At 72.6% G+C, this 14,754-nt stretch carries 14 protein-coding genes and 1 pseudogene; 4 read left to right on the top strand and 11 right to left on the bottom strand.

Annotated elements, in window-relative coordinates; translation table 11 throughout:
* Window positions 1-162 precede the first annotated feature (162 nt).
* The 10 genes and pseudogenes from ABZX02_RS29445 to ABZX02_RS29400 all read right to left on the bottom strand — a co-directional run bounded on the left by ABZX02_RS29445 (window position 163) and on the right by ABZX02_RS29400 (window position 8,898).
* Entirely contained in the window at window positions 163-546 is a 384-nt protein-coding gene (locus ABZX02_RS29445) for an ATP-binding protein (RefSeq protein ID WP_355302787.1), read from the bottom strand.
* Complete coding sequence (locus ABZX02_RS29440; RefSeq protein WP_355302785.1) at window positions 543-2,096, bottom strand: SpoIIE family protein phosphatase; 1,554 nt, start codon at window positions 2,094-2,096, stop codon at window positions 543-545. The genes ABZX02_RS29445 and ABZX02_RS29440 overlap by 4 nt, the downstream gene beginning before the upstream one ends.
* Window positions 2,093-3,820: a hybrid sensor histidine kinase/response regulator gene (locus ABZX02_RS29435; RefSeq protein ID WP_355302783.1), complete on the bottom strand. Its 1,728-nt coding sequence runs from the start codon at window positions 3,818-3,820 to the stop codon at window positions 2,093-2,095. Before ABZX02_RS29435 ends, ABZX02_RS29440 begins: the two co-directional genes overlap by 4 nt.
* Window positions 3,817-4,854 carry an ATP-binding SpoIIE family protein phosphatase gene (locus tag ABZX02_RS29430; RefSeq protein ID WP_355302781.1) on the bottom strand — a complete coding sequence of 346 codons (1,038 nt, stop codon included), beginning with the start codon at window positions 4,852-4,854 and terminating at the stop codon, window positions 3,817-3,819. The genes ABZX02_RS29435 and ABZX02_RS29430 overlap by 4 nt, the downstream gene beginning before the upstream one ends.
* Window positions 4,842-5,255, bottom strand: coding sequence for an ATP-binding protein (locus ABZX02_RS29425; protein ID WP_355302779.1), 414 nt, complete (start codon window positions 5,253-5,255; stop codon window positions 4,842-4,844). Before ABZX02_RS29425 ends, ABZX02_RS29430 begins: the two co-directional genes overlap by 13 nt.
* A complete protein-coding gene (locus ABZX02_RS29420) occupies window positions 5,255-5,623 on the bottom strand; it encodes an STAS domain-containing protein (RefSeq protein WP_355302777.1) in 369 nt (122 codons plus the stop codon). The genes ABZX02_RS29425 and ABZX02_RS29420 overlap by 1 nt, the downstream gene beginning before the upstream one ends.
* Window positions 5,623-6,474: an STAS domain-containing protein gene (locus ABZX02_RS29415; RefSeq protein WP_355302775.1), complete on the bottom strand. Its 852-nt coding sequence runs from the start codon at window positions 6,472-6,474 to the stop codon at window positions 5,623-5,625. Before ABZX02_RS29415 ends, ABZX02_RS29420 begins: the two co-directional genes overlap by 1 nt.
* Before the next feature lie 135 nt (window positions 6,475-6,609).
* Window positions 6,610-7,932 carry an ANTAR domain-containing protein gene (locus ABZX02_RS29410; RefSeq protein ID WP_355302773.1) on the bottom strand — a complete coding sequence of 441 codons (1,323 nt, stop codon included), beginning with the start codon at window positions 7,930-7,932 and terminating at the stop codon, window positions 6,610-6,612.
* 25 nt (window positions 7,933-7,957) lie between these two features.
* Window positions 7,958-8,113 (bottom strand): annotated as a pseudogene (locus ABZX02_RS29405) (DUF899 family protein); the annotation flags it as partial.
* A gap of 65 nt (window positions 8,114-8,178) precedes the next feature.
* On the bottom strand, window positions 8,179-8,898 hold the full coding sequence (locus tag ABZX02_RS29400) for a GntR family transcriptional regulator (RefSeq protein ID WP_355302771.1): 720 nt from the start codon (window positions 8,896-8,898) through the stop codon (window positions 8,179-8,181).
* 102 nt (window positions 8,899-9,000) lie between these two features.
* Between ABZX02_RS29400 and ABZX02_RS29395 the strand changes: the two genes are divergently transcribed.
* Genes ABZX02_RS29395 through ABZX02_RS29385 form a run of 3 tightly spaced genes read left to right on the top strand, consistent with a single transcriptional unit; the run spans window position 9,001 to window position 11,955 of the window.
* A complete protein-coding gene (locus ABZX02_RS29395) occupies window positions 9,001-10,257 on the top strand; it encodes an MFS transporter (RefSeq protein ID WP_355302769.1) in 1,257 nt (418 codons plus the stop codon).
* A 20-nt stretch (window positions 10,258-10,277) separates the two neighbouring features.
* On the top strand, window positions 10,278-11,648 hold the full coding sequence (locus ABZX02_RS29390; RefSeq protein ID WP_355302767.1) for an acyclic terpene utilization AtuA family protein: 1,371 nt from the start codon (window positions 10,278-10,280) through the stop codon (window positions 11,646-11,648).
* Complete coding sequence (locus ABZX02_RS29385; RefSeq protein ID WP_355302765.1) at window positions 11,641-11,955, top strand: DUF4387 domain-containing protein; 315 nt, start codon at window positions 11,641-11,643, stop codon at window positions 11,953-11,955. The genes ABZX02_RS29390 and ABZX02_RS29385 overlap by 8 nt, the downstream gene beginning before the upstream one ends.
* 31 nt (window positions 11,956-11,986) lie before the next feature.
* On the opposite strand, the gene ABZX02_RS29380 is transcribed toward ABZX02_RS29385, so the two are convergent.
* Window positions 11,987-13,978, bottom strand: a complete 1,992-nt coding sequence (locus ABZX02_RS29380) for a 2Fe-2S iron-sulfur cluster-binding protein (RefSeq protein WP_355302763.1) — start codon at window positions 13,976-13,978, stop codon at window positions 11,987-11,989.
* A 55-nt stretch (window positions 13,979-14,033) separates the two neighbouring features.
* Between ABZX02_RS29380 and ABZX02_RS29375 the strand changes: the two genes are divergently transcribed.
* On the top strand, window positions 14,034-14,657 hold the full coding sequence (locus ABZX02_RS29375) for a TetR/AcrR family transcriptional regulator (protein ID WP_355302761.1): 624 nt from the start codon (window positions 14,034-14,036) through the stop codon (window positions 14,655-14,657).
* Window positions 14,658-14,754 lie beyond the last annotated feature (97 nt).

Genomic DNA, 14,754 nt, shown 5'->3' with positions numbered 1-14,754 from the left:
GGCGGTCTCGCGACCGCTGGGCAGGACCGTAAGAACACGAAGCCGGTTCCGCTCGGCCGGACGCGGGCAAGATCACCCGATAGGTCACGATCTTGAACGCGGTGTGCCCCGAGCGGGTAGAACGAGGTTTGTGCACACGCGAGGAGGCCGACCGGGGCCGGGTCAGCCGGTGCAGTCCACCAGGGCGAACACCGTCTTGCCGCCCTCGTCGCGGGGACGGCAGCCCCACTCGCGGCACACGTTGTCGACCACCACGATCCCCCGGCCGCGGTGCTCGCCCAGGCGCGAGCGGCCGTACACCGGCTCCACCGCGGACTCGTCGTCGACCTCGACGAGCACGGCGCAGGGGTCGAGGTCCCAGCGGACCCTCAGGTGACCCGAGCTCGACGTGTGGTCGAGGACGTTCGAGACGAGCTCGGTCACCACGAGCTGCACGTCGTAGAGGTGGTCCTCGCCGAGGTCCGGCAGGGCGGCGGCGAGTTGCCGGCGCACCGAGGACATCGTCATGCCCGGCTGCACGGGCAGGTCGACCACGCGGGCGCTCACCCGAGCCGTCGCAGCACGAGCAGTGCGATGTCGTCCCGCTTGTCCTGGCCCAGCTCCGCGATCAGGCGGTCGGCCAGGTCGTCCATGTCCTCCGTGTGCGACACGGTGGCGCGCAGTGTCTCCATGCCCTCGTCCAGGTCCATGCCGGGTCGTTCGACCAGACCGTCGGTCGTCAGCAGCACGGTGGTCCCCGGCGGCAGCCGCAACGGTGTGGCCTCGGGGCGTTGCAGTCCGATGCCCAGCAACGGCCCGCGCACGTCGACGTAGTGCGCGCCGCTGTCGTCGACGACCAGGGGCGGTACGTGCCCGGCGTTCGCGACGGCCATGGTGCCTGCCTCCAGGTCGACCTGCAGCAGGCACATCGTGGTGAGGCCGCTGAACGGGTGGAAGCGCTGCAGCAGGGCGTCCACCCGGCGCAGGATCTCGGCGAGCGGGTGGCCCTCGACGGCGTAGGCGCGCAGGGTGTGCCGCACCTCCGCCATGACCGTCGCCGCTTCGATCGAGTGGCCGCACACGTCGCCGATGGCGATCAGCAGCTGCCCGTCGAGCTCGGTCACGTCGTAGAAGTCCCCGCCGATCTCGGCGTTGCTCGACGCCGGCACGTACCGGGCGGTCATCGGCAGCTCGGGGCGCCGCGGCAGCGTGCGCGGCAGGAGGCTGCGCTGCAGCGTGAGCGCGAGCGAGTGCTCCTCGGCGAACGTGTGCAGGCCCTCGGCGGCGAGCGCGGCCGCCTGGGCGAGCTGGCGCAGCAGGTTCCGGTCGTCGTCGCCCGCCGCGGACCGCGACCCGACGACGATGCCGATCGGCGGGCGGCGGAGCTTCGTGCGGGCGAGTACCGCGACCGCGGCGGGGTCCCACGGCAGCGCGCCGGCCTCGACCACGGTCACGCCGATGCCCGGCGTGAGCGACGACATCCACCGCTCCACGTCGGCCGGGTCCGGGGCGAGCCGGGGGTCGGCGCCGGTCGTCACGACGCGCACGGCACCGGACGGGGCGGTCAGCACGGCCGTCGCGTCCGTGTCGAGCACCTCGGCGGCACCGATCGAGGCGGCCTGCGCCAGCGCGTCGAACGTGGTGGCGGCGTTGATCGCGAGCGTGGCCGTGGTGAGGCGGGTCAGCCGGGCGGCGAGGTGCTCGGCGAGGGCGCGGGCGCGGTGGTAGCGCAGCGCCGCCTCGACGTTCGCGAGCAGCTCGCCGGGGTCGACGGGTTCGGCGAGGTAGGCGTCGGCTCCCCTGGTGAGCCCGACGACCTTGTCCTCGGGCTCGATGTAGGTCGCGGACAGCATCACGACCGGGATCGAGCTGGTGCGGGGATCGGCCTTGATCCGCTCCGTGACGTCGTAGCCGCTCATGTCCGGCAGGTGCACGTCGAGCAGGACCAGGTCGAACGAGTCCGCCTCCAGCGCGACGAGCGCCTCCGCGGCCGTCGTGGCCTCGACCACCGTGTGCCCGCTGCGGCGCAGCCAGCTGCACGCGATGAACCGGCTCGCCTCCAGGTCGTCGACCACGAGGACCCTGGCCGGTCCGCCTCCCATGGCTGTCGGGTTCATCGGCTGTCCGTTCTGCGTGCCGTGAGCTGGGCGTCCCTGACCGCGCGGCCCACGGACTCCGGGGAGATCCGCGCCTCGTGCAGCATCGCGGCGCCGAGGCCGTGGACGCTGCGAGCGAGACCTCCCGGGTCGTCACCGCACACGATGACCACTGGTACCCCGGCGAGATCCGGATCAAGCCTCAGCACCGACAGCACGGCGCTGCCGCTCATCAGCGGTGCGTCGGCGCTGACCAGGACCAGGTCCGGGCGTCGTTCCTTCGCGAGGTTCAGCGCGCTGCGGCCGTCCTCCGCCTCGACGACGTCCGCGGCGAGGCCCGCCAGTGCCTCGCGCAGCCGGGCACGGCACTTCTCGTCGCCGTCCGCGACCAGCGCGCACATGACGGGCGCGGGCTGGGCGAACTCGTCCTTGGCGGTGGGCAGGGTCAGCACGACCTCCGTGCCGACGCCGGGGGTGCTGCTCAGGCACAGGCTCCCGCCGAGGATCTCGGCGAGCTTGCGCGCGTAGGACAGGCCGAGGCCGGTGCCGCTCGCACCGACCTGCAGCGCGCTGGGCACCTGGTAGAACTCCTCGAACACCCGGTCCTGCTCCTCGGGCGGGATGCCGATGCCGGTGTCGGTCACGACGAACCGGACCTCGTCGGGGCCGGGACCGAGCTCGGCGGTGAAGCGGATCTCGCCGCGCTTGGTGAACTTCACGGCGTTGGACAGGACGTTGCGCAGGATCCGCACGAGCATCGTCTCGTCGGTGACCAGCGGCCGCAGCGCGGGCAGTTCCTCGACGACGAGCTGCACCTCGCCGGAGCGCAGCATGGGCCGCACCGCCGACCGCAGCTGTGCGATCACGTGGTCGAGCGCCACCGGCGCGGTGCGCGGCTTCAGGCTGCCGGACTCGGCCTTCGCGGTGTCGAGCAGCTCGTTGACCAGCGCCAGCAGCGTCGCGGCGGACTCGTTGATCAGGTCGACGTGGTGGCGCTGGTCGTCGGTCATCGGGTCGCCGCCCGGCCCGGCGAGCAGGCGGGTCAGGCCGACCACCGAGTTGATCGGCGCGCGCAGCTCGTGGCTGATGTTGGACCAGAACCGGATGCGCGCGGCGGCCGCGTCGCGCAGCTCGGCGGACTTCGCGTCCAGCTCGGCGTAGAGGGCGACCACGCCCTGGTTCGTCTGCTCCAGCTCGTCGGACAGCTCCTGGTAGAGCGCGACGACGCCGCGGTTGGTCTCCTCCAGCTCGTCGTTGAGGCGCTCGAGCTCCGCGCTCTTGGCCTCCAGGTTCTCGAGCGTCTCCAGGAGCTCCTGGTTCTGGGCGCGCAGCTCGTCGAGCGCGCTGGCGCCGGTGCTCTCCCGCAGGTCGCGGAGCAGGTCCTCGTCGAGCACGACCGCCTGCGGCACCGTCTTCACGAGTGTGACACCGGTGGCGGTGAGGACCAGATCTGTCATCAGCCGGCGCGCGGTGTCCCAGCCGGGGCCAGCCGGGGTGACCGGCGTCTGCCAGGACAGTTCGACGAGCAGGGCGGGATCGGGGCCGCGCCGCAGCCGGAAGACCGCGGTGGTGGCCACCTCCTCGCGCACCAGCTCCCGGCCGATGTCGCTCAGCGCGGTCGCGACCCGGATCTGGTTCTGCCCGTCGAGACCGGCCGCGGCGGCGACCTGGCGGCCGCGCTGGCGGAGCAGGAACACGTCCCGCTCGTCGCCGATCACGAGCCGCAGCAGGTCGGTGGTGCTCATGCCGGTCTGGCCACGAGCACGCAGGCGTCGTCGTTGCGCACGCCCGCTTCCCGGATCAGGGTCGCGGCGATCAGCACCGGTGGGTCGTTGACCAGGTCGCTGCCGTGGTCGAGGCCCCAGCGTTCGGTGAGGCCGTCGGAGTGCAGGACCACGACCGCGCCGTCGGGCAACGCGTAGTCGAACGTGCGGATCGTGCGCGCCTGGTGGCCCGCGACGCCGGGCACCGAGATCATGCCCTGCTTGCGGCCCTCCCCCAGCACCGCCGCGGCGATGTTGCCGAGCCCGCAGAAGCGCACCGAGCGGGCGACGAGGTCGATGTCCGCGACCGCCACCGCGCCACCCCTGGTGCCGCGCAACGACTTGTGCAGCAACGCGACCATCTGGTCGGGCGGCAGGAACGGCTGCGCGCGGAACAGCCGGACGGCGGCGTCGGACGCGGCCGCCGCGAGCGGTCCGTGGCCGGACCCGTCGCACATCATCAGCGTCATCCGGTCCGTGCCGCGGGCGACCGCGTAGGCGTCGCCGCACAGCTCCTCGCCGTTGATGGGCCTCGTCACGCCGGCCGCCCGTTCCTCGCCCCACTCGGGCGCCCAGGCCGGGCCGGGGGCGAACCGCGCGACCAGCACCGTGCCCAGCCCGACCCGCGAGCTCATGGCGCACGACGTCGCGAGCCGCGCCACTGCACCGAGCCCGACGCCGAGCGTGCCGGTGGTGGACTGGCCGTCCTCCCAGGCGAGCGGGACGTCGGCGATGCCGGGACCACGGTCGACCGCGACGACCTCGACGGCCGCGTCCCGTTCGCCGCGCACCGACCGGATCAGCACCACGCCCTGGCGGGCGTGCTTGTGCAGGTTCGTGCCGATCTCGGTGGCGGCGAGACCGACCTCGGCCGTGCGGGTCGCGTCGAACCCCAGCCGCTCGGCCAGCGCCGCGGCGGTGCGCCGGATCCGGCCGACCTGGGCGGTCTCCTCGACCGGCAGCCAGGCCTCGTCCCGCACCAGCGGCAGGCACTCCGCCGTGGTCACCTCTTCCACTTGACCACCGTCACGACCGTGCCGCGGCCGACCTCGGTGTCGAGGTCGAACTGGTCCACCAGGCGGCGCGCGCCGCTCAGGCCGAGACCGAGCCCGCTGCCGCTGCTCCAGCCGTCGGCGAGGGCGAGCGTCAGGTCGGGGATGCCGGGACCGTCGTCGTGGAAGGAGGCGCGCACGCCCGCCCGGCGGCCGTCGCTGACCTCCTCGACGCGGGCGAAACCGCCACCTCCGTAGATGAGGGTGTTGCGTGCGAGCTCGCTCGCGGCGGTGACGAGCTTCGTCTGGTCCACCAGCGAGAGCTTCGTCTGCTGTGCGTACGTGCGCACCAGCTGGCGCACTCTGACGACGTCGTCGTCGCCGCCGATGGGGAGCTCCTCCGGCCCCTCGGACCGGCCGGGCATCAGGACTCCCGCCCGCGACCGAGCTGCCCGAGGATCTTCATGCCGCGTTCGAGGTCGAGCGCCGTGCGCACCCCGCCCAGCGTGAGACCCAGTTCCACCAGGGTGATCGCGACGGCCGGCCGCATGCCGACCACCACGGTGTCCGCGTCGAACAGACGGGAGATCGACGCGATCGTGGCGAACATCCGCCCGATGAACGAGTCGACGATCTCGACGGCCGAGATGTCGATGACGACCCCGTGCGCGCCGGTGGAGCTGATCTTCTCCGCCAGGTCCTCCTGCAGCGCGAGCACGCTCTGGTCCTGCAGGTCGATCTGGATGGAGACGAGCAGCACCCCACCGATCTTCAGAATCGGGACGCGTTCCATCAGACGGTCTCGCGGCGCACGACGTCGACGCCTTCCTTGCGCAGCGCGTGCCGCAGGGCGTCGGCGAGCGAGGCCTTGGTGACGATGTCGCCGAACTCGATGCCCAGCGCCACGATCGTCTGCGCGATCTGCGGCCGGATGCCGGACACGATGCACTCCGCGCCCATCAGCCGCGCCGCGACCACGGTCTTGAGCAGGTGCTGCGCGACCTGGGTGTCCACCGCGAACACACCGGTGATGTCAATGATCGCGTGCTCCGACCCGGTCTCCACCAGGGCCTCGAGCAGCTTCTCCATCACCACCTGGGTGCGGGCGGAGTCGAGGGTGCCGACCAGCGGCACGGCCAGCACGCCCTCCCAGACCTTCACGACCGGCGTGGTCAGTTCGAGGAGCTGCTCGGACTGCTCGCGGATGATCTCCTCGCGGGCCTGCGCGTACGACTCGAACGTCAGCAGGCCGAGCGCGTCCAGCAGGCCGGAGAAGGCCATGAGCTGCCGGAACATCAGCGGGTCGTCGCTGTTCTCGGTCAGGTCGAACACCACGCGCTTGAGGGCGAACACGCTCGAGGCGGTCTCGGACGGGGTGAAGCCCGCCCGCACCCGGCCGCGCGAGTACTCCTCCAGCAGCGCCCGCAGGTCGGCGAACTCCGGCCCGGCGATGCTCTTGCCGTCGTTGCCGACGAGCGGCAGCAGAGCGGCGAAGAGCTCCTTGAAGTCGCCCTCGAGCTCCTTCTTGGTCGACCGCCCGCGCAGCAGTGCCGCGACGGTGTCCACCCACGTGCCGATCAGGGTGTCCGCGTCGGCGCGCAACAGGTCGGTCAGGTTCTGGGCGCGCTGGGCGTCCGCGGTCACTCGCGTCTCCTCAAAGCAGTCGAAAAGGCCGGAATGACCGAGCGGTCATCGCCACCGTGCGGCAGGAACTCCTCTGCGCCGACTGCTTGACGTCCGTGCCTGCTGCGCGCAGCCTACATGCGGAGATCGCCGGTCTCAGGCGCCGGTCGGCGGATCGAGTTCGCCCCGCCGGGCCACGAGCGTCGACGCCACCTCGACCAGTTTCACGTTGAGGTGCTGCGAGGTCTCGCGCAGGAGGGTGAACGCCTCGTCCGCGCCGATGCCCTGGCGGTTCATCAGGATTCCCTTGGCCTGCCCGATGATGTCGCGGGAGTCGATCGCGCGGCGCATCTGCGCGGTGTGCAGCGACGCGAGCTCGGTGGCCCGCACGTGGGCGAGCGCGAGCGCCGCGTGGGTGGCCAGCAGCAACGCGACGTGCCGGTCGGTGTCGCTCAGCCCGTCGCTGTGCTTGGTGAACACGTTGAGCGCGCCGTCGACGGCCTCGTTCGGCGACGGCAGCTGGGTGGCGAGCGCGCCCGTGAGACCGTTCGCGACGGCGGTCGCGGCGAACTCCGGCCACCTCTCCTCGGTCACGAGGTCGGCGCTGATCGCGTAGCCCGGCCCGTCCGGGTCGGCGGCGTCGACGCACGGACCGCGGCTGCTGCGGTACTGCACCTGGTCCAGCTCGGTGGCGACCTCGTCGGTCTCGGCCGGGGTCGTGAACGTGCCGTCCGGGGCACGCAGGGTCACGCTCACCACCTCGGCAGGCTCGATCAGGTGCCGGGCGGCAGTGCTGATCTGCTGCAGCGCCTCGGCGACCGTGGTGGCGGAGAGCAGCGACCGGGTCAGCGCCTCGAACCGCGGCACGAGCTCCTCGACGCGGCGGTCGGCGTCCGTGCCGAGCAGGACCTCGTCCAGGGTGGCGAAGCGCGCCAGGACGCCGGCGGGGTCGGCGGCGGCCAGTGCCCGGTGCACCGCGCCGCCGGGCTCGGCCAGTGCGACGTGCCGGGTGGGGCCTGGGGCGGCGGCGAGCGCGATCAGGGGTGCGGCGGCGTCGGGGGTGAGGGCGGTGACGCGGCGCAGGTCGAACACGACCAGGCCGGCTGGGGTGGCGGTGCCGGAGTGGGCCGTCGGTGGCGGGGCGTTGGTTGACGGCGCAGCGGGCGGCGGCGCGGCCGAGGTGTTGGGGGTGGCTGGGGTGGCTGGGACTGTTGGCTTGACCGTGGCTGGCGGCGCGGCCGGGGTCGCGGCAGTGGCCGGAGTCGCGGTGGCTGGCTGCGCGAACGGGGTGGCCGGGGACGGGGTGGCCGGGGACGGCGTAGCAACGGCTGGCAGCGTGCCCAGGGCAGACGGCGCCGTCACGGCCACCTCCGCTGGCCTCAGCCCAGCGGCCCGCTCCACCAGCGCCTCCACGTCGAGCGCGCCCGCCGGCGGCGTCAGCACGACGGCCGGTTCCGTGGTCCTCGTGTGCAGGTCCACGTCAGCCCGCGTCCTCGGCCGTGCCGGTGAACGTGTAGGTCTTCCCGACGCGGACCCGCGGCAGGCGGCGGCGAGCGGCGGCGAGCGCGTCCTTCGCCCGCGTGTGCTCCTTCTCCCGGCGCAGGAGTTCCTCCCTGGCCGCGTGCCACTCCGGTGCGGGCACGACAGGTGGGGTCTGCACGGATCGCTCCTTCCCGTCGATCCCTGTCCGTACCCGGCGCGGGCCTCCCGGCAAACGCGCGCCGGTCAGCGGGTGGGGACCTGGCCCGGCTCGCGGCGCAGGTCGGCGAGACCGCCGCGGACGTCGTCCGTCGCGATCCGCTCGGCGGTGGCCTGGTCGCCCGCGCGCAGGGCCCGCACGAGGGCGCGGTGGGAGGTGTAGCGGTCGAGGCCGAACTGGTGGTTCGCGAGGACCCGTTCCAGCGTGCGGGCACGGCGCTCGGCCCTGGTGAACACCCTGGTCTGGTCGAGGAGCCTCGCCAGCACGGCGTTGCCCGCGCAGGCGGCGACGGCGTCGTTGAAGCGCTGCATGGTGTCGAGCAGGACGGTGAGGTGCTTCTCGACCGGACGGTCCTCGGCGGCGCGTTGCTTGATCACGATCAGCAGGTCGTCGGCCTCGTCGAGGAGGGCGTCGAGCGCGTCGAGCTGGGCCGGGCTCGCGCGGCGGGCGGCGAAGCGGGCGATGAGGCCGCGCAGCGCGATCTCGACCTCGGCCAGGTCCTCGGCGGCGGACGCGCCCAGGTCCGCGACGACGACCGTGCGCGGGCCGGTCCGGTCGATCAGGCCGTCCTGCTCCAGGCGGCGGATGGCCTCGCGCACCGGGGTCGGGCTCATCGACAGCCGCTCGGCCAGCCCGCGTTCGGTGACCTTCTCGCCGGGGGCCAGCTCACCCGCGGTGATCGCGTCCTGGACCGAGCGGTAGGCGCGGTCGGCCAGCGTCTCGCGGGGATCTTCGTCAGCCGTCACGGGCACGGATACTACGTCAACCGCCTAAGCTATTGCTTGACTCTTTTGCTATAGCATCCTAGTTTGAGGCCGCCGACGCAGTCCAAGCCAACGGAGGCTTCCGTGACATCTCTCGCCGCACCGGCGGAACGGCGGCTCGCCCGGCGCATCACGTTCTTCGTGGCGCTGGCGGTGTTCGCCCAGGAGGCGACGTGGGACTTCTACGACGCCCAGGTGCCGCCGCTGCTGCGCGAGCACATCACCAGCACCGCGATCGTCGGCCTGCTCATGGGCACGGACAACCTGCTCGGCATCTTCGTGCAGCCCTGGATCGCCAACCGCTCGGACAACACCCGCACGCGCTGGGGCCGGCGCATCCCCTACCTCGCCGTGGGCATGCCGCTCGCGGCCGTGCTCTTCACGCTGATCCCGCTCGCCACGACGTTGCCGGCGCTGATCGCGACGATCTTCGTGTACTCGTTGGTGGGCAACAGCTTCAAGCCGATCGCGCAGGCGCTGCTGCCCGACTTCATCGAGCCCGAACGGCGCGGCAGGGCCAACGCGGTGGTCAAGATCGCGTCCGGCCTCACCGTGATCGTGTCCGCGGTCATCAGCGCACTGCTCGTCGACGACCACCCGAAGCTCGCCTTCACCGTCCCGGCCGCGCTCATGCTGGTGTGCACGGCGGTGCTCGTCTCGCGGGTGCGGGACAACACCTCGCGCGGCTACCGGCTCGCCGTCGGCGAGGACGGTGCCGACGAACCGGACGTGCGGCTGCGCGACGTCGCCAAGGACATCCTGCGCGACCCGAACCGCAGCAGGCTCCTCGTCGTGGTGGCGGTGCTGCTGTTCGCCTCCGCCTGGTTCTCCTCCCGCGCGCTGTTCACGCCGTACGGCATGGAGGCGCTCGGCCTGTCGCGCGGCACGGCCGGGTCGCTGACCTTCCCCAGCGGCGTCGCTTTCCTGCTCGCCGCCTACCCCGCGGCCCTGCTCGCCGAACGGATCGGGCGCATCCGCACGATGACCATCGGCATGGCGGTGTTCGGCGCCGCGCTGGCCCTCGGCACCCTCGTGCCGACCCCCGCCGCCACCGTGGTCGCCTTCTGCGTCGCCGCCGCCGGCGCGTCCGGGTTCCTGATCAACGCCGCGGTCGTGCTGTGGAACCTGGCGCCGTCGGCCCGCGTGATCGGCGTGTACACCGGCCTCTACACGGTGAGCTGGGCGGCGGGCGGTTTCGTCGGGCCCGGGATCGTCGGCGCGATGGTCGACGTCACCGGGTGGCGCTTCATGCTCCTCGACATCGCGCTGCTCGCGGCGATCGCCACCGCCGTCGTCGTCCGCGTCTCCGTGCTCGGCCGCCGTCACGCGGCTTCGCTGTGAAGAACCCCGAAAGGACATCCATGGAAGCCGTTCGCGTCCTGTCGCCGACGGGCATGCTCGGCGCCGGTTTCGCGCAGTCCACAGTGGACCGCGGGCTCGCACTCGGCGCCGACGTCATCTCCGTCGACGCCGGCTCGACCGACTCCGGCCCGCACTACCTGGGCTCGGGCACCGCCAAGACGACCGCCGCCGCTGTCGCCCGCGACCTGCGGATCCTGCTGCGCGCCTCGGCGCAGGCGAAGATCCCGCTGATCGTCGGGTCGTGCGGCACCAGCGGCACGGACTCGGGCGTCGACTGGATCGCGGGCATCGTCGAGGAGGTCCTGCGCGAGGAAGAACTCGACCTCGCCGTGGCGACGATCTACAGCGAGCAGGACGCGGGCTTCCTGAACCAACGCCTGCGCGACGGCGCGGTCCACCCGCTCGCCCCGGCCGGCGGGCTGGACGAGGCCACTGTGGACAGTTGCACGCACGTCGTCGGGATGATGGGCCACGAACCGATCGAGGAGGCCCTGCGCGGCGGCGCGGACGTCGTGCTCGCGGGCCGGGCCACCGACACGGCCGTCGCGGCCGCGTTCCCGTTGATGATGGGCCTGCCCGCCGGCCCGTCGTGGCACGCGGCGAAGATCGTCGAGTGCGGCGGCCAGTGCACGACCAACCCGCGCACCGGCGGCGTGCTCGCCACGATCGACCACACCGGCTTCACCATCGAACCGCTCGACCCCGAGGCCGCCTGCACCCCGATCTCCGTGGCGGCGCACATGCTCTACGAGACGGTGAACCCGTTCCGGATGCGCGAACCCGCGGGCGAGCTGGACGTGGAGCACGCCACCTACACGGCGCTCGACGACCGCCGCGTCCGCGTCGAGGGCTCCCGGTTCCACCCGGCGGAGCAGCACACGGTCAAGCTCGAAGGCGCCCGGATCGCGGGCTACGAGACGATGTCGTTCACCGCGATCCGCGACGAGCACATCCTCGCGAACATCGAGGCGTGGACCAGCCTGTTCGTCGAGGTCTTCACCTCGCGCGTGACGCAGACCCTCGGCCTGGACGGCACCGAGTACGCGTTCGACCTGCGGCGCTACGGCTACGACGCCGTGCTCGGCACCCTCGACCCCGCCACCCGCCCGCCGCGCGAGATCGGGGTGATGCTGCTCGTCCGGGCCGCCACCCAGGAGCTCGCGACCGCCGTGGCCAAGGTCGCCAACCCGCTGATGCTGCACCTGCCGACCCCCGACATGGACTACCTGCCGAGCCTCGCGTTCGCGACCTCCCCCGCCGAGACCGAGCGCGGCGCGGTCTACGAGTTCGTGCTCCACCACGTCGTCGACACCCGCACGCCCCTCGAGATGTTCCGCATCGAGCACCGGAAGGCCCCGACCCATGACTGAGCCGCAGCCGACGTTCGGCGACCTCTCGCTGGAGGTCCGGTCCAAGAACGCCGGGCCGTTCTGGGTGACGATGGAGCTGTTCCTGCGCGACGAGGCGAGCTACGTGAAGGCCGTGGTCCTCGACGAGGGCACCATCGCGGGACTCTACGGCGTGCGGGCCGAGGACGTGCAGATCTTCCGGATCCCCTCGCTGAACGTCGTGAAGATCTCGTTCCCCCGGCCCGTCACCCAGGCCGGGCTGTTCGACCGGGACGTCCACGCGGGCCAGCACCACGTCCCGCTCGCCGCGCTGGTGGTGCCTGGCTGACCTCCAGGTCGTCCAGCCACCGCAGGTCGCGTCACAGTTCCAGCGTGACGTCGGTCAGCGGGGAGCTGGTGCAGGTGAGGACCTGACCGTCGGTGGTGCGCGGCGAGACCTCGCCCGCGAGCAGCTTCACGACGCACTCGCGGCAGCTGCCGACCGTGCAGGAGTACGGCAGCGGCAGTCCGGCGTTCAGCCCGGCGTCGAGCAGCGTCTGGCCCGGCTCGACCACCGCCGTGCCGACGCCCTCGACGACCATCCGTTGCGGCGTCGTGGACCCCGCCGCCACCGACGCGCTCGCGTAGCTCTCGACGTGCACGTGCGCGGCCGGGACCCGCAGCTCGTCCAGCGCCTGCCGGGCGACGTCCATGAGCGGCTGCGGACCGCAGACGAGGAACCGCGCGGTGGAGGCGAGGCCGAGCCCGGTGACCCACTTCGCGATCCCGGCGGCGTCGAGCCGTCCGTCGCGGGAGGTCAGCACGTGCGTGACGGTGAACCGGCCGGGGTGCTGCCGGGCCAGGTCCGCGAGCGCGGCGGCGAAGATCACGTCCTGTTCGGTGCGGTTGCTGCAGAGCAACGCGACGCGCTCCCCCGGCCGCGCGAGCAGCGTGCGGACGATGCTCATCATCGGCGTCACACCGCTGCCCGCCGCGATCAGCGCCACCTCGTGTCCGGGCTCCGGGTGGAACGTGCCGGACGGGCCGCGCACGAACAGCCGGTCGCCGGCGGCGAGCGTCCGGACGTGCCGGGAGAACAGGCCGACCTGCTTGACCGTGACCTCGAGCCGGCGTCCCGGCGCCGACGACGCCGAGTAGGGCCGGCGCACCCGGACGCCGTCCACGTCGGCGACCAGCGTGAAGAACTGGCCGGGCCGGAAGTCGAACGGCCGGTCGTCCTCCAGCACGAGCGTCACGGCGTCCGGCGTCTCCGGCCGCACCTCGACGACGCGGACCTCCCGCAGCGGGTCCTCCGCGACGGCGAGCGGTGCGCGCCCGGCGACGTCGTAGCCCTCCTTGCGCAGTCCCGACCGGTACGCGAGGTCCATCACCGCGCGCAGCCACCGCGAGGGGATCCGGCTCGCGAGCCGGAGCAGGAACCCGCTCCGGCCGGAGTTGGCCGCCAGGTGACGGCTCGCGAGCGCCATCAGGTCGGGCACGTCGGTGGGGACCGAAGTCCACAGCCGGGCTCGTGCCACCGCGTCGCTCACGGCCAGCTCGGCGGCCTCGACGTCGACCAGCAGCGCGGCGTGCGGCGGCTGCCCGCGCAGTGCGAGCGGTGCCAGCAGCGCGGGGTCCACGGTGATCGCTCCCCTGCCGCGCACCCGCAGCACCCCCGTGCGGCCCGGCACGAGCGCGGCGAACGACAGCCGGTCGTCCTCCAGCAGGTTGTGCAGCGTGTCGGCCCGCCGGTTGCCGCGCCGGTCGGCGATCAGGAGCGTGCGGCCGTCCAGGACGCGCGCGACCGGACCCTGCTCCCCGCGGGGACTGGTGTCCGCACCCCCTCGCGAGTCCCAGGTGGACAGAGCCAGGAACGGCGCCGCCGCCAGGAAGTCCGCGATGCCGGGAGCGCCGAGCGGTCCGCCGCCGACGTCGGTGACCGGCGGCGGGACGGTGACCTGCTGCCACAGGCCGGACCGCAGCACTGCCTGCGCGCAGTGGACGTAGACCTGCTCCACCTCGAACCCGCCGCGCCGCACGGCCCCGTTGACCCGCAACGTCTCCCCGACGCCCGGCAGCAGGAAGAGCAGCGACGCCGGTCCGTCGGCCGCGTCCCCCAGGTCGAAGGAGATCCGCTTCGGCGAACGCACCCGCGCGAAACCCCTGGCACCACCGACGAACGTCGTGCGGCCCGTCCCGTCCGCACCCCGGTACCCGAACGCGGCGATCGGGCTCCGCGCGAGCAGGTCCACGCACCCCTCGTCCAGCGCAGCGAGCTCCTTGAGCATGATCATCGCCGCCGGACGTCCGACGACGGCCTCGACGTCCGCGACCGTGCTCAGCCGTGCTGAAGGATTGTTTTCCCAGCTCATGGCACTATTATGAGCTTTTGCTCAGCTTCTGGATACTCGCTTTTGGACGGCCTCAATGCCTTCAGCCAGCCGTGACGTCGACCCACGTCGCAAGCCCCGCCAGGTGCGCGCGGAGCTCACCCGCGACCGCATCCTCACCGCCGCTGCTCACGTTTTCTCCGAGCACGGCTACGCCGCGGGCACCACGAACCGCATCGCCGAGCAGGCCCGCGTGTCGATCGGCTCGCTGTACCAGTACTTCCCGAACAAGGACGCGATCCTGGCCGAGCTGATGGTCCGCCACATCGACCGCGGCGCCCGGACCGACCTCGACCGGCTCGACCTCGCGCCGGGCACGCTCGAGTCCGTGGTGCGCGTGCTCGTGCGCGACGCGATCGACAACCACCGCGACGACCCGCGACTGCTCCGGATCATGATCGAGGAGGGCCAGCTCTCCGCCGAGCTGCGCGACACGATCACGCGGCACGGCGCGCAGCGCGTCGCCCAGGTCCGCGCCGTGTTCGCCCGGCACCCCGACGTGCACGTGCGGGACCTGGACACCGCGGTCGACCTGGTCGTGTTCACCGTCGAGCTGAACACCCACCGGCTGGCCGCGTTCAAGCAGGAGATCGCGACCTCGACGTTCGAGCACGAGCTCGTGGACATGGTGACCCGCTACCTGGGTGGTCCGCGCGGCTAGCGGGTCCTGCGCGCCCGACCGTCCACAGTGCACTGCCTCACCAGGCGGTTTGCCGCGCGACCTCCCGGGTACCTGGCTGTTCTCCGGCACGTTCGAC

It is taken from the genome of Lentzea sp. NPDC003310, assembly GCF_040610935.1.
In the GTDB taxonomy this organism is placed as follows: Bacteria; Actinomycetota; Actinomycetes; order Mycobacteriales; family Pseudonocardiaceae; genus Lentzea.
Note: the sequence above shows the minus strand (reverse complement) of the source record. Positions and strands in the feature narration are given on the sequence as shown.